The sequence below is a fragment of the Methylobacterium sp. 17Sr1-1 genome (assembly GCF_003173775.1).
GTDB lineage: Bacteria > Pseudomonadota > Alphaproteobacteria > Rhizobiales > Beijerinckiaceae > Methylobacterium.
In genome coordinates this window covers 1,386,797-1,403,541 of sequence record NZ_CP029552.1, presented here as the reverse complement: position 1 = coordinate 1,403,541, position 16,745 = coordinate 1,386,797, and the positions used below count along the sequence as shown (strand labels likewise).

General features: G+C 70.8%; 21 protein-coding genes. 8 read left to right on the top strand and 13 right to left on the bottom strand.

What is annotated here, in order from left to right; genetic code table 11:
- Positions 1 to 24: 24 nt before the first annotated feature.
- The 6 genes from ugpE to zapE form a co-directional block, all read right to left on the bottom strand.
- Positions 25 to 867, bottom strand: a complete 843-nt coding sequence (gene ugpE, locus DK412_RS06345; RefSeq protein WP_093571311.1) for a sn-glycerol-3-phosphate ABC transporter permease UgpE — start codon at positions 865 to 867, stop codon at positions 25 to 27.
- 105 nt (positions 868 to 972) lie between these two features.
- On the bottom strand, positions 973 to 1,968 hold the full coding sequence (locus DK412_RS06340) for an adenosine kinase (RefSeq protein ID WP_109971260.1): 996 nt from the start codon (positions 1,966 to 1,968) through the stop codon (positions 973 to 975).
- Positions 1,969 to 2,036: 68 nt separating this feature from the next.
- Complete coding sequence (locus DK412_RS06335; protein ID WP_245447451.1) at positions 2,037 to 2,588, bottom strand: Uma2 family endonuclease; 552 nt, start codon at positions 2,586 to 2,588, stop codon at positions 2,037 to 2,039.
- 91 nt (positions 2,589 to 2,679) lie between these two features.
- Entirely contained in the window at positions 2,680 to 3,267 is a 588-nt protein-coding gene (locus DK412_RS06330; RefSeq protein ID WP_109971259.1) for an NUDIX hydrolase, read from the bottom strand.
- Positions 3,268 to 3,384: 117 nt separating this feature from the next.
- Positions 3,385 to 4,521 (bottom strand): M20 family metallopeptidase, encoded by a 1,137-nt coding sequence (locus tag DK412_RS06325; protein ID WP_109971258.1) that lies wholly within the window; start codon positions 4,519 to 4,521, stop codon positions 3,385 to 3,387.
- Between the two features lie 198 nt (positions 4,522 to 4,719).
- Complete coding sequence (gene zapE, locus DK412_RS06320; protein WP_109971257.1) at positions 4,720 to 5,919, bottom strand: cell division protein ZapE; 1,200 nt, start codon at positions 5,917 to 5,919, stop codon at positions 4,720 to 4,722.
- Between the two features lie 248 nt (positions 5,920 to 6,167).
- Between zapE and DK412_RS06315 the strand changes: the two genes are divergently transcribed.
- Together DK412_RS06315 and DK412_RS06310 are read left to right on the top strand one after the other, a co-directional pair.
- Positions 6,168 to 6,758 (top strand): GNAT family N-acetyltransferase, encoded by a 591-nt coding sequence (locus DK412_RS06315; RefSeq protein ID WP_109971256.1) that lies wholly within the window; start codon positions 6,168 to 6,170, stop codon positions 6,756 to 6,758.
- A 151-nt stretch (positions 6,759 to 6,909) separates the two neighbouring features.
- Positions 6,910 to 7,116, top strand: coding sequence for a hypothetical protein (locus DK412_RS06310; RefSeq protein WP_109971255.1), 207 nt, complete (start codon positions 6,910 to 6,912; stop codon positions 7,114 to 7,116).
- On the opposite strand, the gene DK412_RS06305 is transcribed toward DK412_RS06310, so the two are convergent.
- Positions 7,113 to 8,165, bottom strand: coding sequence for a phosphotransferase (locus DK412_RS06305; RefSeq protein WP_109971254.1), 1,053 nt, complete (start codon positions 8,163 to 8,165; stop codon positions 7,113 to 7,115). The genes DK412_RS06310 and DK412_RS06305 overlap by 4 nt on opposite strands.
- Positions 8,166 to 8,340: 175 nt before the next feature.
- On the opposite strand from DK412_RS06305, the gene DK412_RS06300 reads away from it, so the two are divergent.
- The 4 genes from DK412_RS06300 (at position 8,341) to DK412_RS06285 (ending at position 12,688) form a co-directional block, all read left to right on the top strand.
- Positions 8,341 to 8,943, top strand: coding sequence for a hypothetical protein (locus DK412_RS06300; protein WP_109971253.1), 603 nt, complete (start codon positions 8,341 to 8,343; stop codon positions 8,941 to 8,943).
- Between the two features lie 201 nt (positions 8,944 to 9,144).
- Positions 9,145 to 10,452: a 23S rRNA (adenine(2503)-C(2))-methyltransferase RlmN gene (rlmN, locus tag DK412_RS06295; RefSeq protein ID WP_109971252.1), complete on the top strand. Its 1,308-nt coding sequence runs from the start codon at positions 9,145 to 9,147 to the stop codon at positions 10,450 to 10,452.
- Positions 10,453 to 10,462: 10 nt separating this feature from the next.
- Positions 10,463 to 10,984 carry a hypothetical protein gene (locus DK412_RS06290; protein WP_109971251.1) on the top strand — a complete coding sequence of 174 codons (522 nt, stop codon included), beginning with the start codon at positions 10,463 to 10,465 and terminating at the stop codon, positions 10,982 to 10,984.
- A gap of 174 nt (positions 10,985 to 11,158) precedes the next feature.
- The gene (locus DK412_RS06285) at positions 11,159 to 12,688 is read left to right on the top strand and encodes a sensor domain-containing diguanylate cyclase (protein ID WP_109971250.1); all 1,530 of its coding nucleotides are present in this window, start codon (positions 11,159 to 11,161) and stop codon (positions 12,686 to 12,688) included.
- Positions 12,689 to 12,710: 22 nt separating this feature from the next.
- Here the strand turns inward: DK412_RS06285 and DK412_RS06280 are convergent, their stop codons facing one another.
- The 5 genes from DK412_RS06280 to DK412_RS06260 form a co-directional block, all read right to left on the bottom strand.
- Positions 12,711 to 13,346 carry a LysE family translocator gene (locus tag DK412_RS06280; protein WP_109971249.1) on the bottom strand — a complete coding sequence of 212 codons (636 nt, stop codon included), beginning with the start codon at positions 13,344 to 13,346 and terminating at the stop codon, positions 12,711 to 12,713.
- Between the two features lie 262 nt (positions 13,347 to 13,608).
- Complete coding sequence (locus DK412_RS06275; protein WP_093566250.1) at positions 13,609 to 13,836, bottom strand: AsnC family transcriptional regulator; 228 nt, start codon at positions 13,834 to 13,836, stop codon at positions 13,609 to 13,611.
- Between the two features lie 185 nt (positions 13,837 to 14,021).
- Complete coding sequence (locus DK412_RS06270) at positions 14,022 to 14,234, bottom strand: cold-shock protein (protein ID WP_048429112.1); 213 nt, start codon at positions 14,232 to 14,234, stop codon at positions 14,022 to 14,024.
- Between the two features lie 228 nt (positions 14,235 to 14,462).
- On the bottom strand, positions 14,463 to 14,669 hold the full coding sequence (locus DK412_RS06265) for a hypothetical protein (RefSeq protein ID WP_093566252.1): 207 nt from the start codon (positions 14,667 to 14,669) through the stop codon (positions 14,463 to 14,465).
- A 25-nt stretch (positions 14,670 to 14,694) separates the two neighbouring features.
- The gene (locus DK412_RS06260; RefSeq protein ID WP_245447450.1) at positions 14,695 to 15,078 is read right to left on the bottom strand and encodes a DUF6496 domain-containing protein; all 384 of its coding nucleotides are present in this window, start codon (positions 15,076 to 15,078) and stop codon (positions 14,695 to 14,697) included.
- 161 nt (positions 15,079 to 15,239) lie between these two features.
- On the opposite strand from DK412_RS06260, the gene DK412_RS06255 reads away from it, so the two are divergent.
- Positions 15,240 to 15,626: a hypothetical protein gene (locus DK412_RS06255; protein WP_109971248.1), complete on the top strand. Its 387-nt coding sequence runs from the start codon at positions 15,240 to 15,242 to the stop codon at positions 15,624 to 15,626.
- Between the two features lie 121 nt (positions 15,627 to 15,747).
- Here DK412_RS06255 and DK412_RS30565 read toward each other — a convergent pair whose 3' ends face one another.
- A complete protein-coding gene (locus DK412_RS30565) occupies positions 15,748 to 15,918 on the bottom strand; it encodes a hypothetical protein (RefSeq protein ID WP_204165509.1) in 171 nt (56 codons plus the stop codon).
- A gap of 151 nt (positions 15,919 to 16,069) precedes the next feature.
- Here DK412_RS30565 and DK412_RS06250 point away from each other — a divergent pair, with 151 nt between their 5' ends.
- Positions 16,070 to 16,642, top strand: a complete 573-nt coding sequence (locus DK412_RS06250) for a type 1 glutamine amidotransferase domain-containing protein (RefSeq protein WP_109971247.1) — start codon at positions 16,070 to 16,072, stop codon at positions 16,640 to 16,642.
- Positions 16,643 to 16,745: the final 103 nt, after the last annotated feature.

Below are 16,745 nucleotides of genomic sequence, written 5' to 3'. Positions count from 1 at the left end.
GCGATCCGATCGTGCGGAAAGAGGTCACTTCTCGGTCTCCACCAGGCCGCGCACGAACAGCTTCTGCATCGCGAACACCACCACGACCGGCGGCAGCATCGCCAGCACGGCGGTCGCCATGACGATCTGCCATTCGGTGAGCTGGTCGGTGATCGAGGTCATCTTGCGCAGGCCGATCACCACCGTCTGCATGTCGTCGCGGGTGGTGACGAGGAGCGGCCAGAGATACTGGTTCCAGCCGTAGAGGAACTGGATCACGAACAGGGCCGCCATCGTGGTGCGCGAGAGCGGCAGCAGGGTGTCGAGGAAGAACCGCACCGGCCCGGCCCCGTCGATGCGGGAGGCCTCGACGAGCTCGTTCGGCACCGTGAGGAAGAACTGGCGAAACAGCAGCGTCGCGGTCGCCGAGGCGATCAGCGGCAGGGCGAGGCCCGCATAGGTGTCGAGGAGCTGGAGATCGGCCGCGACCTTGTAGGTCGGGTAGATCCGCACCTCGACCGGCAGCATCAGGGTGACGAAGATCGCCCAAAACGCGGTCTGCCGGAACGGAAACTTGAAGTAGATCAGCGCGTAGGCCGACAAGAGCGAGATGAAGATCTTTCCCAGCGCGATGGCGAGCGCCATGATCGTGCTGTTGAGGAGCATCAGCCCGACCGGCGCGCCGGCCATGCCGGATTCGGTCAGCGCGCGCCGGTAGGTCTCGAATCCGTGGCCGCCGGGCCAGAGCGGCATCTGGCCGTTGGCGATGGTGGCGGCGTCGTGGGTCGAGCCGATCAGCGCCAGGTAGACCGGGAAGACGACGATGCCGACCCCGAGGCAGAGCACGAGGTGCGGGATCAGGTTGCCGAAGCGGCGGTTCTCGACCAACGGGGCCGCTCCCTGGCGGATGGTTTCTTGACGTCGGTGCCGCACGCGCGTGACGGGCGTGCGACGCTCCTAGCACCGGTCAAGCTCTGACGAAAGCGGGGGCTTTTACAGGCCCGCCTGCTGCGCCAGCGCCTTGAGGTCTCCCTGCGGCCGCGCGCCGAGATGCGAGATCACCTCGGCGGCCGCGACCGCGCCGAGGCGGGCGCAATCGGCATGGTCGAGGCCGCGGGCGAGGCCGGCGAGGAAGCCCGCCGCGAACAGGTCGCCGGCGCCGGTCGTGTCGACCACCTCGCGCACCGGCGAGGCCGGTACCGCCTTCGTCTCCGCCCCCGACACCACCAGGGCGCCCTCCTCGGAGCGGGTGACGACGCCGAGGAGCCCCGTCTCCTGCCGCAGGGCCGCCAGCGCCGTGTCGGCGTCGGCGGTCTGGTACAGGCTCTTCAGCTCGTGGATGTTGGCGAACAGGATGTCGAGGCTGCCGTCGCGGATCAGCCCGAGGAACTCGTCGCGGTAGCGGTCGACGCAGAACGCGTCCGACAGGGTCAGCGCGACCGTGTTGCCGGCGCCGTGGGCGATCTGGGCGGCCTTGCGGAACGCCTCCTTGGCGGCCGGCGGGTCCCACAGGTAGCCCTCGAGGTAGACGTGACGGGCGCTCCGCACCGTCTCCTCGTCGACATCCGCCGCGGAGAGGCCCTGGCAGGCGCCGAGATAGGTGTTCATGGTGCGCTCGCCGTCCGGCGTCACCAGCACGAAGCAGCGAGCGGTGGCCGGGCCCTCGGTGGCCGGGGCGACGCTGAACGACACGCCCGTCGCGTTGAGGTCGTGGGCGAAGAGGCGGCCGAGCTCGTCGTCGCGCACCTTGCCGATGAAGCCCGCCCGCGCCCCGAGGACGGCCGCACCCACCGCCGTGTTGGCGCCCGAGCCGCCCGAGATGATCGTGGCCGGGCCCATCACTTGAAACAGGTGCTCGGCCCGCGCCTCGTCGATGAGCTGCATCGCGCCCTTGTGCACGCCCTCGCGCACCAGGAAGGCCTCGTCGGTGCGGGCCATCACGTCGACGATGGCGTTGCCGAGGACGAGGAGGTCGAGGGAGGCGGTCATGCAGGGGCCCGTGCGCAAGATGTTGGGCCGCCTGTCGCATTCGCTGCCGGGAGGGTCAAGCCGCGGCCTCAGGGCTCCTCGAACAGCGACGCCACCGGGAGTTCGAGGCCCGGCGGGTCGAGGACGAGGATGCCGTCCTGAAGGAAGGTGCTCTCGATCCCGTCGCCTGACCGGCGATGATGGACGATCGTCCGGCGGTCGGGATCGACCATCAGGTAGTGGTGGATGCTCGGCACCCGGAAGTAGCCGGTCAGCTTCTCGCTCGCGTCAGTGCGGCGGGTGCTGGGCGACGAGACTTCGACGACGATGATCGGGCTCTTCACCTCGACTGCGTTCGGGTCGATCCGGGGCCCGCGATAGACCAGGGCGTCCGGCTCGTAGGCGGTATATGCGTCGATGCGGACGGTCATTCCATCCGGCATCGCCCGGCACGTCACTCCCGCGGCACGCACCGCGCCTCGCAGAGCGTCGAAGACCGCAACGCGGGTCATGGCATGACGCGCCCGCTCGGCCGCCATCGCGAACATCTCGCCCTGCACGAGTTCGTAGCGTCCCGGATTGTCCTCGCTCCAGGCCAAGTACTCGTCGACGCTCATGCGGGTCTGCGGGAGCGGCTTCATCGCGCTGAACCTGTCGGTGGCGTTCCTGCGGTCGGCATCCTAGCACGCGGCTCCGTGCCTGCCGCAAGGATCTCCCATGCCGGCCGCGTCGTCACCCCCGCAGCAGCGCGAGCAGGTCCTCCGGCAGGTCTCCGCGCCGGGCCCGCTCGGCCAGGCACAGGAGCAAAGCCACGCTCGGCCCGTCGGTGATCGCGCCCGACAGGGCCTCGCCCACCGCCTCGGCGAAGGGCAGGCGGCGCATCCGCAGGCTCTCCTGCGGGTCCGGATGGGCCGGCCCGCGCTTCAGGTTCCAGGCGACGAAGGCCGGCACCCGCTCGCTCGAGATGCCCGGCGAGGCGTCGAGGCGCAGCAACTCGAGCCAGGATTCCGCCTCGTCGCCGGTCTCCTCCGACAATTCGCGCCGGGCGGTGGCCAGGGCATCGTCGCCGACCGGGCCGGAGCCGCGGGGCAATTCCCAGGTGAAGCGGTCGAGCACGTAGCGGTACTGGCCGATCAGGCTGACCCGGCCGGCGGGATCGACCGGCAGCACCGCGACGCCGTACACCTTGAAGCGCAGGGCGACGTGGGGGTGCTCGCGGCCGGATTCGTGCCGCAGCTGGTCGAGGTCGACGCCGAGGTAGCGGTCCTCGTAGCGCCGCTCGCGCGAGAGCGTCACCCAGGGATTGGTGCGGTCGGTCATGCGCGCCTGCGGTTCCTGCCTGGGCTACTTGCCTGGGCTTCTTGGCGATCCCGCATCCGTGCAGGATGCGGGCCGGCAACGCGGGGCACGCGCGAAAGATCGCGCCGCCCTTCGATCTCACAGCGTCTCGAGCAGCCGCTGCATCAGCCGCATCCGCGGGGCGATCGAGGAGATCAGGCCGTATTCCTGCAGGGTGTGCGCCCCGTCGCCGTCGATGCCGAGGCCGTCGAGGGTCGGGATGCCGAGCGCCGCCGTGAAGTTGCCGTCCGAGCCGCCGCCGGTGAGCGGCACCTCGCCGAGCTCGAAGCCGAGCTCGTCCCGCGCCAGCGCCCGGGCATGGGCGTAGAGGGCGGCGCCGGCGTGCGACGCGTAGGGCGGCCGGTTCATCCCGCCGGTCACCGTCACGCGAAAGTCTTGCGCAGCGGAGAGCCCGAGGATCCGGCCCGCGTAATCCTCCCCGTCCGCCGCGGTGACGACCCGCAGGTCGACGGCGAAGCGGCAATGCTGCGGCACCACGTTCTCGGCGGTGCCGCCGGAAATCACCCCGACCGTGGTGGTCACGCCGCGGGCATAATCGGTCATCCCCTCGATTTCCAGGATCAGCCGGGCGGCCTCCCGGATCGCGTTGCGGCCGTCGGCGTGGCGGGTGCCGGCATGCGAGGGACGGCCCTCGACATGGACGTCGAAGCGCCCGACCCCCTTGCGTCCGGTCACCACCTTGCCGCCGTCGCGGCCGGGCTCGGTCACCAGCACCGCGGCGCTCGTCCGCCCCAGATCCTCGATCAGCCCGCGGGTCGATTGCGAGCCGGTCTCCTCGTCGCTGGAGAACAGGAAGGTGAGGGGGCGCCGCGCCTCACCCCCGCGGGCGGCCGCCGCGAAGGCCTGGAGCGCCAGCCAGGCGCCGCCCTTCATGTCGTAGACGCCCGGGCCGTAGAGCCGGTCGCCCTCGACCCGCACCGGCAGATCGTTGGCGAGCGTGCCGATCGGATGCACGGTATCGAGGTGGGACAGGACCAGGATGCCGGGCTCGCCCGTCCGCGGGCCGGCCCGCAGGATCAGGTTGTCGCCGAAGCCGTCGCGGCCCGGCACCCGCTCGGCGGTCAGGTTCAGGCTGGCGGCCTCGTCGGCGACGAGGTCCATCATGCGGTTGACGCCGTCCGCCGAATCCGTCGGGCTCTCCACCGCCAGCCAGCGCGAGATGGCTGCGACGGCGCGCTCGGGCGAGACGTCGGCGGGCAGAGGGGAGGGGGTCATCGGGGGCCTCGGGAACGGTCTGACAACGAGAATGCGCCACCGCTTCGGCGCGCGAAATGCGGCGCAATCAAGAAGCGGGCCTCGCACCGCCACCGTCGGACGGGTTCGTTCGACGGTGGCGGCCAAGCCCGAACGGGCGCCGGCGCTCATGCGCCGGACGTCGTCGCATCGACGTGTCGATGCGAAGACACAAGAGCATCACGTTTCCACCAGCCCCGTCGTGCTGCCCGAGGCCTCCGAATCCGGCCGTCCGTGCGGCAGGGCGAGGTATTCCTCCGAGCGCATCTCGATCAGGCGCGAGACCGTGCGCTCGAACTCGAACGCCTCGCGGCCGGAATCGGCGAGGTAGAGCCCGGTCGGCTCGGCCGCCGCGGAGGCGAGCAGCTTGGTGCGGGTGTCGTAGAGCGCGTCGACCAGGATGATGAAGCGCTTGGCCTCGTTGCGCTGGGGCATGTCCATCACCGGAATCTCCTCGACGATCACGGTGTGGAAGCGCTCGGCGAGCGCGAGGTAGTCGGCGGCGCCGAGGGGCCGGGCGCAGAGATCCGCGAAGGTGAAGCGGGCGACGCCGCCGGCGGCCTCGGGGATCGCCACGTCGTGGCCCTTGACCTGGATCGTCGTCGGCCGGCCCTGAGGCTCGCCGGAGAGCGCCCGGAACGCGCCGGTGAGCGCGGCCTGCGCCGCCGCGTCCGCCGGTACGTGGTAGACCGGGCTGCCGCCGAGCTTTTCGAGGCGGAAATCGGTGCGCGAATCGAGCCGCACCACCGCGACCCGCTCCTTCAGCTGCTCGATGAAGGGCAGGAACAGGGCGCGGTTCAACCCGCCCTCGTAGAGCCGGTCGGGCTCGACGTTCGAGGTCGCCACCATCACCACGCCGCGGGCGAAGAGCGCGGTGAACAGCCGCCCGAGGATCATCGCGTCGGCGATGTCGGTGACGGTGAACTCGTCGAAGCAGAGGAGCCGCGCCTCCGCCGCCAGCGCCTCGGCCACCGGCGGGATCGGGTCGTCGCCTCTGGCGGTCCCCTGCTTCACCGCCTGGCGGTGACGGTGGATGCGTTCGTGCACGTCGCCCATGAAGGCGTGGAAATGGACCCGGCGCTTCGGGCCGGGCGCCGCCTCGTGGAAGAGGTCCATCAGCATGGTCTTGCCGCGGCCGACGAGACCCCAGACGTAGAGGCCGCACGGGCCGGCGACCGGCTCCGGCTTGCGGCCGAACAGCCGGCCGAGGATGCCGGGGCTCGCCGGCGGCGGCGCCTCGGCGAGGTCGCGGATCACCTCGTCGAGGCGGGCGACGAGGCCGGTCTGGGCGGGATCGCGCTCGATCGCGCCTGACTCGACAAGGGCGTCGTAGCGGGCGGCGACCGGGCCGCGGGCGGTGGAAGCGGGGCTTTGGGTCACCGGCGGGGCTTATCGCGCGGGCCCCGTCCACGCAATGCGGCGGGATTTCGGCGGCGGGATTTCGGCAATGCGCGCGGAGCCCGGCAATGCGGTCAGATCATGGCGGGTGCATGCGTCGGCGGCACGGCCGTTGTGCCCTGCAGCATCGGAACGGTGCCCATATCTCCCGCATTGCACAATCCCGGTCGGCGACCGGGATGGGGAAACGCTCGAGATCGTGCCGTCACCGTTCGGAGCACACCTCGAGAATGCAAGATCGCCTCCAGCCTACCCGATTGCCGGCCGGCATCCTGGTCCGGCGCCTCTGGTCGAGCGACCGCGACGCGGTCGTGTCGCTGTTCAAAAGCCTCGACCCGGATTCCCGCTTCGACCGCTTCATGGGCGCGGTGAGCGAGGCCCGGGCCGCGTCCTACGCGGCGCACGCTATCGCCGCCGACGGCCGGATCTTCGGCGCCTTCATCGACGGTGCCCTGCGGGGCGTCGGCGAGCTGCGCCCCGCGGGCCATGATGCGGAGGCCGAGATCGCCTTCGCGGTGGCGCCCGGCCATCGCGGCCGCGGCCTCGGCGCCGCGCTCGGCCGGCGCCTCACCGAGGCCGCCCGCAACGGCGGCATGCGCCGGCTGCACCTGCGCTGCCTGCCCGGCAATTGGCGGATGCGGGCGCTGGCCCAGCGTCTCGGCGCTGAAGCGCGCCTCGGCGGCCGGGAGGTCCACGCCGTCCTGGCGCTCAGCCCGCCGACGCTGTTCTCGCTCTGGCGGGAGGGCGTGGACGGGTTGTTCGACGTCGCGGCGGCCTCCGCGGCGTGCGCGACCGCCTGGCCGGGCCTGCCGGTGATCTGACCCGGTGCCAGAGCCCCTGATGAGGCGGGGCAACGAACTGTGGAGAATGAACAAAGTCTTAATCGGGGCCTGGACCTGCCACGATCCGGCCCCGACCGCGCCGGATTGTCGGGCTCAAACAGAGATCGAGACCAGAGGAGGGGACGTCCCGATGCAGCCCGTCCGTACCCCGCGCGGCGAGGACACCGCCGCCCAGAGCCAGTCGAACCTGGAACGCTCCGTCGCGGCGGCGCTCCGCACCATCGCGGCGGTCCAGGCGGAGCGCAGCGCTCCCCCGGTCCGCTCCGCCCGCCTGCGGCTCGCGACGATCTACGGCGTCACCCGCCTTCAAAGGCGGCGGGAGCGTGAGGCGGGTTAGCCCCGCGCCAGCTCCCAGCCCCGCTCGGCCAGCGCGATGCCGAGCGCGCCCTTCTGGCTCGCCTCGTCGCTCGACGCGTTGCCGGCCTGCGCGCGGGCGAGCACGCCCTCCAGGATCACCGCGAGGCGGAACAGCGCGAAGGCGACGTGGAACGGCGTGATGCCGTCGCTGCGCCCGGTGCGTTCGCAGTAGCGGCGCACGTACTCGTCCTGGGTGGGGATGCCGAGCGCGGGCAGGTCGCGTCCGAGCATGCCGCGATAGGCCGACGGGTCGGTGTTGTAGGCGATGCAGTTGTAGCCGAGATCCGCGAGCGGGTGGCCGAGCGTCGCCAGTTCCCAGTCGATGATGCCGATCACCCGCGGCTCGGTCTTGTGAAAGATCATGTTGTCGAGGCGGAAATCGCCGTGCACGATCCGGGTCTCGTCGCTGTCGGCCGGGATATGGGCCGGCAGCCACTCGGCGAGCCGGTCGATTCCCGGATTCTCGCGGGTCTTCGAGGCGACCCACTGCTTCGACCAGCGCTCGATCTGGCGCTGGAAGTAGTTGCCGGCGCGGCCGAAATCGGAAAGGCCGATCGCCCCGGGATCGACCAGGTGGAGGCGGGCCAACGCCTCGTTCATGCCGTAATAGATCCCCGCCCGCTCCTCGCGCGGGAGCTCCGGCAGCATCGGATCCCAGAACACCCGGCCGTGCAGCCGCTCCATCAGGTAGAACGGCGTGCCGATGACGCTCGCGTCGGCGCAATAGGCCACCGCCTGCGGCACCGGCACGTCGGTGCGCGAGAGCGCCTGCAGCACCCGGAACTCCCGGTCGACCGCGTGGGCGGAGGGCAGGAGCTTGCCCGGCGGCTGCTTGCGCAGCACGTACTCGCCGGCCTCGGCCATCACCAGGAAGGTCGGGTTCGATTGCCCGCCACGCATCTGGCGCAGCTCGCGCAAGCGCCCCAGGCCCGCTTGAGCGAGGAACGCCTCCAGCGCCTCGGTCGGGAAGCGGTGCGCCTCGCGCACCGGGATGGTCTCGGGCAGGTCCGACGGGGATGGGGCGTTCATGCGACCTTCGCGGCCTCTCAAGCGGGCGGTTCCTCGCCAAACCATGCCCCACCGGCGGCCCCGGGTCATTCGTGCAGCGCAGCAATTCCGCGGGGCGTCGCTGTACCCCACTGATTTCGCCGCATTTTCCGGCAATCGGGTGGGCAAGCGCACCCCCCGCGATTAGAGTGCCCGCATGATTCGCGCATCCCTCCTCGCCGTCCTCGGCCTGTTCGCCCTCGCCCTGCCCGCCGATGCCCGGCCGAAGCCCAAGGCGGAGGCCGCGCCCGCGAGCCTCCAGGCCAGCCCGATCGGCACCTTCGGCGACTGGAACGTCTTCGCCGCCGGCGAGGGCAAGTCGCGCATCTGCTACGCCATCAGCCAGCCGCAGGTGCGCCTGCCGAAGAGCCTCAAGCGCGATCCGGCCTACCTCTTCGTCACCGTGCGCAAGGGCGAGAAGGTCAACAACGAGGTCGCGGTGATGCTCGGCTTCGCGCCCAAGCCCGGCAGCGGCCAGGCGACCACGACCGCCGCGGCGAACGGCGCGGTGCCGGCCCCGACTTCCAGCGCCTCCGATCCCAGCCTCGCGATCGGCTCGGCCCGCTACGCCCTGGTGGTGAAGGGCGCCAATGCCTGGGTGCAGAACCCGGCCGACGAGAGCAAGGTCGTGGCCGAGATGAGCCGCGGCAAGAAGGTCGTCGTCAAGGCCGTCTCGCAGCGCGGCAACGCCTCGACCGACGAGTACGCCCTCGACGGCTTCGGCGAGGCGATGAAGCGCACGCGCGAGGAGTGCAAGTAGGCGTAAGGCAACCTGGACGGTGGGGCACGGGAATTCCCCTTTCTCCCCGCCCGCGGGGAGAGGGGAGCGGGGAGGTCCCGCGCTTGTCCATATACCTTGGCATTTTCTGCTCTCAGGGTATTCCCCACCGCCCCATCGCGTTCCGGCCCCAATACCCCTATATGCGGCGGTAATCCGTTTCATTCGAAGGTCTGTAAACTCATGGCGACGGCGTCGTTCGACACCGCCCGGCGCGGGGAAGGCGCCGTACCAGCAGCGCAGGCTCCGGCGATCGAGAAGACGCCCGAGATCCGTCCCGAGGCGCTGGAGACCACCGGCCCGACCTCCCTCGTCGGCCTGACCCGCGAGGCGCTGAAGGGCAGGCTCGCGGCCGTGGGCGTGCCCGAGCGCGAGCAGCGCATGCGCGCCGGCCAGCTCTGGCACTGGATCAACGTGCGCGGCGCCTCGTCCTTCGACGAGATGACCAATGTCAGCAAGGTGCTGAAAGGTCAGCTCGCCGGCATCCACACCCTCGACCGGCCCGAGGTGGTGAGCGAGCAGGTCTCGCGCGACGGCACCCGCAAGTGGCTGATCCGCATGCCGCCGACCGGCCGGCACGACCACAACCGCGGCGCCGAGATCGAGTGCGTCTACATCCCGGCCAACGACCGCGGCACGCTCTGCGTCTCGTCCCAGGTCGGCTGCACCCTGACCTGCTCGTTCTGCCACACCGGCACGCAGCGCCTGGTGCGCAACCTGTCGGCCCAAGAGATCGTCTCGCAGCTGGTGGTCGCCCGCGACCGCCTCGGCGACTGGCCCGGAAAAACCCCGCCGAAGGGCGCCTTCGTGCCGGTCGACGGTTCGCGCTTCGTCTCGAACGTCGTGTTCATGGGCATGGGCGAGCCGCTCTACAACGTCGACAACGTCATCGACGCGGTCGGGGTGATGAGCGATCACGAGGGCCTCGGCCTGTCGCGCCGGCGCATCACCGTCTCGACCTCCGGCGTGGTGCCGCAATTCGAGCGCCTCGGCCTCGAGGCCAACGCCATGCTGGCGATCTCGCTGCACGCCGTGCGCGACGACCTGCGCAACGAGCTGGTGCCGCTCAACCGCAAATACCCGATCCGCGACCTGCTCCAGGCCTGCCGCGACTATCCGGGCGTGTCGAACGCGCGCCGCATCACGTTCGAGTACGTGATGCTGAAGGGCGTCAACGATTCCGACGCCGAGGCGCGCGAGCTGGTGCGCCTGCTCAAGGGCATCCCGGCCAAGATCAACCTGATCCCGTTCAATCCCTGGCCCGGCTCCAGGTACGAGTGCTCGGACTGGGAGCGGATCGAGCGCTTCTCCGAGATCGTGTTCAATGCCGGCTACGCCTCGCCGGTGCGCACGCCGCGGGGCCGGGACATCCTGGCGGCCTGTGGCCAGCTCAAGAGCGAGACCGAGAAACTGCGCGCCCGCGCCCGGCTGATGCTGGAGGAGGGCATCGGCGCCGAGGGCGTCTACGCCGCCGCGCACGACGACGACTGAAGCCGGCGCGATGTCCCTCGGCCGCCTCCTCGCCGTCGCGACCGCGCTCCTGATGGCGGTCGCCTGCGGCGCCGTCGCCCTCGGGGTCGGCGTCGTCATGGACCCGGTCCTGCGCGACCTCATGGGCGCCCTCGGCCTGTCGGGGTTGGAGGCCGTGCTGTCGGACCTCGCCGAGGGCTACGCGCCCGACCCCGCGATGGTCGAGGGAGCGGTGAGCCTCGGGCGCGCCGTCCTGCTCCTCGTCGCGGTGCCGCCCGCCCTGAACGCGGTCGTCGGCGAGGTGCTGGGCTGGCGCTCGCTCGTCTGGTACGGCGGCGCCACCGGGCTCCTCACGGCGCTCCTGCCCTGGCTGATGCGCGGCGGCGCCGGGCCGGCAAGGGCCGAAATTGGGGCAGGGATCGAGGCCGGGGAGGGACGGGTGACGGCGATCCTGTTCTGCGCCGGCGGCGTCGCCGGCCTGGTCTACTGGCTCGGCGCCGGGCGCTTCGCCGGGCGCGGGCCTGCGACGATGTGGGCGGCGCCGCGGCGGTGAGCCGGCGCCCGCCCTACCCCTGGGTTCGCGCCGACCATCTTACACGTTAATCCAGTCGCCGGCCCGGCGTATCTGTGGAAGACGGACAAGCCGAGTGGGTCCGTCAGAATCTCGTTTAGACTCGCGGGGGCACGGTCGAGTTCCTCCCGACGCCTTCCCGAGAGACTTCGTTCGATGCCGTCGCCGCGCCGCCTCCTCGCCGCGATCAAGACCGTCCGGGTCTGGATCGTGCTCGGTGTGCTGGCTCCCCTGGGGATGCTGCTCGTCTCCGGCTTCATGCTCTACGAACTGCGGCGGGAAATGTGGGCCCGGTCCGAGGACACCTCCCGCAACCTGCTGCAGGTGATCGAGACCGACATTGCCCGCAACGTCGAGATCATGGATCTCGCCCTGCAGGGTGTGGTTGCCAAGGTCGCGAGCCCGCACCTCGTCGATGCGTCGGAGCCGCTGCTCCAGCTGGTCCTGTTCGACCGCGTCGTGACCGCCGACGGCATGGGCATCCTGGTGCTGTTCGACGAGCACGGCACCGGACTCCTGAACTCGCGCTATCCGTCGGGGGCCGGTGGCTCCTTCGCCGACCGCGACTACTTCCAGGTCCACCAGCGCGATCCGGATGCCGGGCTCTACATCAGCAAGCCCTACCTGTCGCGGATGTCGGGCGCCTACACGGTCGCGTTCAGCCGGCGCATCACCAAGCCGGACGGGTCGTTCGGCGGCGTCGCGGTCGCGACGCTGAAGCTGTCCCACTTCACCCGGATCCTGTCGCAGATCGACCTCGGCCGGAACGGCAGCATCAACCTGATCCGCCAGGACGGCATCCGGATCATGCGCTACCCCTACGACGTGCGCGACGTCGGCGCCGACGTGTCGGGCTCCTCCAACTTCCAGCGCTTCATCCGGGAGGGAAAGGGAAGCTTCGCCGAGCGGGCGAACCGGGACGGCGTCCACCGGCTGTTCACCTTCACGCAGGTCGGCACGTTCCCCCTCGTCCTGTCGATCGGAATCAGCACCGAGGATGTCGAGGCCGGCTGGCGCGCCCGGGCGCTGATGATCGGCGTCACGCTGCTCGCCCTGTTCGGCCTCGCGGTGCTGCTCGCGCTGCTGTGCGGGCGGGAGTTGCGGCGGCGCGAGGCGGTCGAGGCCGAACTCGCCCGCCTGTCGATGACGGACGGGCTGACCGGGCTGCCGAACCGGCGCCGCTTCGACGAGGCCCTGGCGGTGGCCCTGAAGGCTTCGTCCCGCAGCGGCCAGCCCGTCGGGCTGCTGATCGTCGATGCCGACCATTTCAAGCGCTTCAACGACCGCTACGGCCACGCGGTCGGCGACGAGATCCTGCGCGGGTTGGCACGTTGCCTGTCGGCCCGCATCCACCGGCCGCACGACCTCGTCTGCCGCGTCGGCGGCGAGGAATTCGGCGTGATCCTGCCGGGCACCGACGCCGAGGGCGCCGCGCGGGTCGCCGAGCGCCTGCACGAGGAGGTGGCGACCCTGGCGGTGGCCTCCGCCGGTCTTAGCCCCGGCGCGGTGACGGTGAGCATCGGCCTCGCGGAGGCCGTCGGCGGCGCGCAGGCCGAGCTCTACCAGGCGGCCGACACCGCGCTCTACGCCGCCAAGAGCGCCGGCCGCAACCGCACCTGCCGGGCCGAGGCGCGGCCGACGGCGCCCCGCCTGCGCCTGGTCGCGAAGGTGGACGCCGCTTCCTGACGGGTCGGCGCAAGGGGACGGGTCAGCGCACCGTCAGCAGGATGCGGGCCGCGAAGGTGCCGAACAGGCCGGCGAACAGCCAGTCGATCCCGCGCATCAGCCGCGGCCGCGCCTGGAGCGCGCCGGTGACCCGGGCGGCGCCGAGCACCATCAAAATCCCCAGCGGCAGCGACAGGCCCACGAAGGCGAGGCCCAGGAAGGCGAGCTGGCCGGTCGGATCGGGGGCGCCGGCGCGCACGAACTGCGGCAGGAAGGTGAGGAAGAACAGCACCACCTTGGGGTTGGTGAGGTTGACGCCGAGTCCGAGCCAGAAGGTGCGCCACGGGCCGCCCCGCACCGCCTCGGCCCGGACGGTGAGGGACGAGCCACGGCGCAGGGCGTCGACTGCCAGCCAGCCGAGGTAGAGCGCGCCCACCACCTTCAGCACCGTGAAGGCGGTGGCCGAGGCGGCGATCAGGGCCGAGATGCCGAGCACGGCGGCCAGCGTGTGGACCAGGGTGCCGAGGCTCGTGCCCAGCACCGTCACGATCCCGGCGCGCCGCCCCGACCCGATGGTGCGGGCGAGCATCAGGCTCATGTCGGGCCCGGGCGTGACGAACAGCACCAGGCAGGCGGCGAGATAGGCGAGCAGCGTCGGGGTATCGGGCAGGAAGCTCATCGGGGGAGGGTTCCGCGGGGGCTCGCCCGGTCTGTACCCGCCCGTGGGATCGGTGCAAGCCTGGAGGACGTCCCGGCGCGGGTCGCGGCACGGAGGCACGCCCGGGGCGACACCCCGTCCCGGACCGCCTTCCGCTGACGCCTCGGTCGTCCGGGACAGGACGAGGGTTCGCCATCAAGGCTCCAGACACGACAAAGGCGGGTCCGCGCTCGCGCGCGGCCCGCCTCGTGCGGTGACGGCGGTCTATGAAGCCCGCGAAGCCTCAGTGGGTTTCGCGAACGGCCACGGCATTCGGCGTCAGGCCGAAGCGCTCGGCAAGGTGCCAGCGCAGCTCGCGGGACGAATGATAGCCGTAGCTCTTGTCGATCAGGTGGCTGACGTCGATCGGGCGTTTGCCGTCGCCGAAGCGGCTGATCTGGTCGACGTGGAAAGTCGTGCCGTCATTGAAGACGGACGGCGCGCCGTCGCGCCGGGTGAACTCGAACAACATGGATGTCTTTTCTTCTATCGTTGCGGCGCTCCTCGTCGGAGCGACTGTGCGTGGCAGGCGGCCAGATGGCCGCCGGCGGAGCGTGGTTTGAGCCCGCAGGCTCAAAACGCTCCAGTGCGGCCAAGGTTCCGTAACCTTAACGGGATTATCGTTAAGGCCACGTAAACCCGGGCCGAAGGCCGCCCTCAGGCGACCTGCAGGTTCACGGCCGACATCTTCGTGCTGTCGCGCCGGTCGGCCTGCAGCTCGTAGGAGACCTTCTGGCCCTCGACGAGGCCGCGCAGGCCGGCCCGCTCCACCGCGGAGATGTGGACGAACACGTCCTTGCCCCCGTTATCCGGCTGGATGAAGCCGAAGCCCTTCTGGTCGTTGAACCACTTGACAGTACCAGTATTCACGCGGTCGTCCTCGTCTCGTTAGAAGTCGCAGCGGACCGCCCTCGGGTCGAGAGCAGCGCGGCGCGACGGCGCCAATGTATCCGGGAGGGGGCTCGTGTGCGCAGGGCTCTTGAAGCCCTGCGGGGCGTGATCGCCCGGGCCGCCCGCCCGTTGCCGCTGAGACCCATGTAGGAACCCAGTCTGGCCGGAACAAGGCAGGGGCCCCAAGATCGTCGCGCGTAGCGCGTGTCAGGGGTGGCTGCGCCCGCGCTGGTTGGGATCGATCCCGCCCTCCGGCGTGGTGTCGTTCGCGACGTCGCCCTCGTCGGTGTTGGCCCCTGCGAGGTCCTCCGGGTCGCCGCCGGAGATCGTCATGCCCTTCGAGCTGCCGATGCCGGGATTGCCCTTCAGGTCGGCGTCGGTGGGCGTCGTGGTCTTCGGCTGCTTCGAGGTCATGGGCGGTCTCCTGCAATGAGCCGCCCTAACGATTGAGCGCCTGCTCCAGTTCGCCCCGGGTCATGCGCGAGCGCCCCTTGATGTCGCGGCGCTTCGCCTCGTCGTAGAGCGCGGCACGGGTCGCATGGGACCGCGTGTCGCGCTCCTTGGCCCGGGTGCGGCGGAAAGTCGACCGGTTGTCGGCCGGGCTCTCCTGGTTCGAGGCGCCGGCTTCGCGCAGCGCGATGGCGATGGCCTGCCGACGGTCGGTCACCGGCTCGCCGTCGCGGCGCTCCAGCTCGCCCTCCTTGAATTCGTGCATCACCCGGGCGATCGTGCCCTTCTGGGCTTCGGTGGTCCGGGTGGTCTTGGTGCCGGTGGTGTTGGTGCCGGTGGTGTTGGTGCTCTTGCGCGCGGCCATCGTCGTCATCCGCTCGTTTCCGGGCGCTGGCGCGCCCGCTTCTCAAAGGAATCAACGTCGTCGAGGCCAAGGCGTTTCGGGCCGTGCAGGACGGGTGTGCGTGGAATTCCCTGTCGCCTCCGGGAGATTGCTCCCATATACGGTCGATATCGTACAGTGTCGGACGCTCCATGGCGGGTATCTCGGTTTCCCTCGAAGGTTCCAACATCCAGCTCTCGTTCCAGAAGGACGACCAGGCGACCGCGGTCATCATGGATGCCAGCGCGGCCCGCGCCCTCGTGCGCGCGTTGGGTCAGCTCCTGACGGTCATGCACGAGCCGGACGAGGGCGAGTCCGACGACCTCGGCGACGAGGAGGCGGCCCTGCTGGACGTGACCTCGCCGGCGATCGAGGTCGGCACCGACGAGCAGGGCCAGGCGGTGGTGGCGCTCCAGGCCGGCGGGCTGCCGCCGTTCCAGCTCCGCCTCACCGACGAGGAGGCGCGGCACGTCGCCACCTCCCTCAACGAGATCCTGAACGCCCCCCGCGACGTGCGCAGCTCGCACGGCGGGCACTGAATGCCAGAAGGGCGCCCGGTCGGGCGCCCTTGGTCGTCTTCTACGATCTCCGATCGCTCTCGCTCATGCACCGCGCAGGCCGGTGAGACGCTTGCCGGAAGATTTCCTTCCGGCAAGCGTCTCAGATGCGGATGCCCGGGTTGGTCGGACCGCCCGGCAGGTAGTCCGGCTCCGAGCCCGGCCCGGTCGGGCCGGTATCGGGCAGTTCGTCGGGCGCGACCGGGGGCGGGATGTCGCCGGGAATGCCGCCGCCGGGGTTCGGCTCGTGGCCGGGCAGGCCTGGATTGGCCATGGTCGTGCCTCCTCTGAGGGTGCGGGTATGAGGGTTTAAACCGCCCGACGCGGTGCAGTTCCGTCGCGGCAGGGTCCCGGAACCGGCGTTACCCGGGGTCGTTGGCAGGGCATTCGAACCCCCCAGCGAACCCCCCTCGGAGTACGACCCGATGCCCGACATCAAGCAGGCCAAGGTCCTCATCATGGCGACCGACGGCTTCGAGCAGTCCGAGCTCGAAGTGCCGAAGGCCAAGCTCGGCGAGGCCGGTGCGCAGGTGACGGTGGCCGCTCCCAAGTCCCGCCGGACGCCCGACAGCATACGCGGCTGGGACGAGACCGACTGGGGCCGTCCGGTCAAGGTCGATGCCGACATCGAGAGCATCGACGCGTCCGCCTACGACGCCCTGGTGCTCCCCGGCGGCCAGATCAACCCGGACAAGCTGCGCCTGGAGCCGAGGGCGCTGGAGATCCTGCGCAGCTTCCTCTCGAGCGGCAAGGTCGTGGCCGCGATCTGCCACGCGCCCTGGCTGCTGGTCGAGGTGGGCGCCGCCAAGGGCCGCAAGATGACCTCGTTCGCCTCGATCAAGACCGACGTGATCAATGCCGGCGCCGAGTGGCACGACCTGCCCGTGGTCACCGACAAGGGCATCGTGACCAGCCGCAACCCGGGCGACCTCGACGCCTTCTCGGCCAAGATCATCGAGGAGATCCAGGAAGGCCGCCACGACCGCGCCGCGGCGTGACGGGGACCGGTGGTTCCGACATGACGAAGAAGGCCCGTGCGGCACCCGCACGGGCCTTCTTCGTGAGGTGCGACGGCCGGCCCGGCGCGCCCGGGCCGACCGG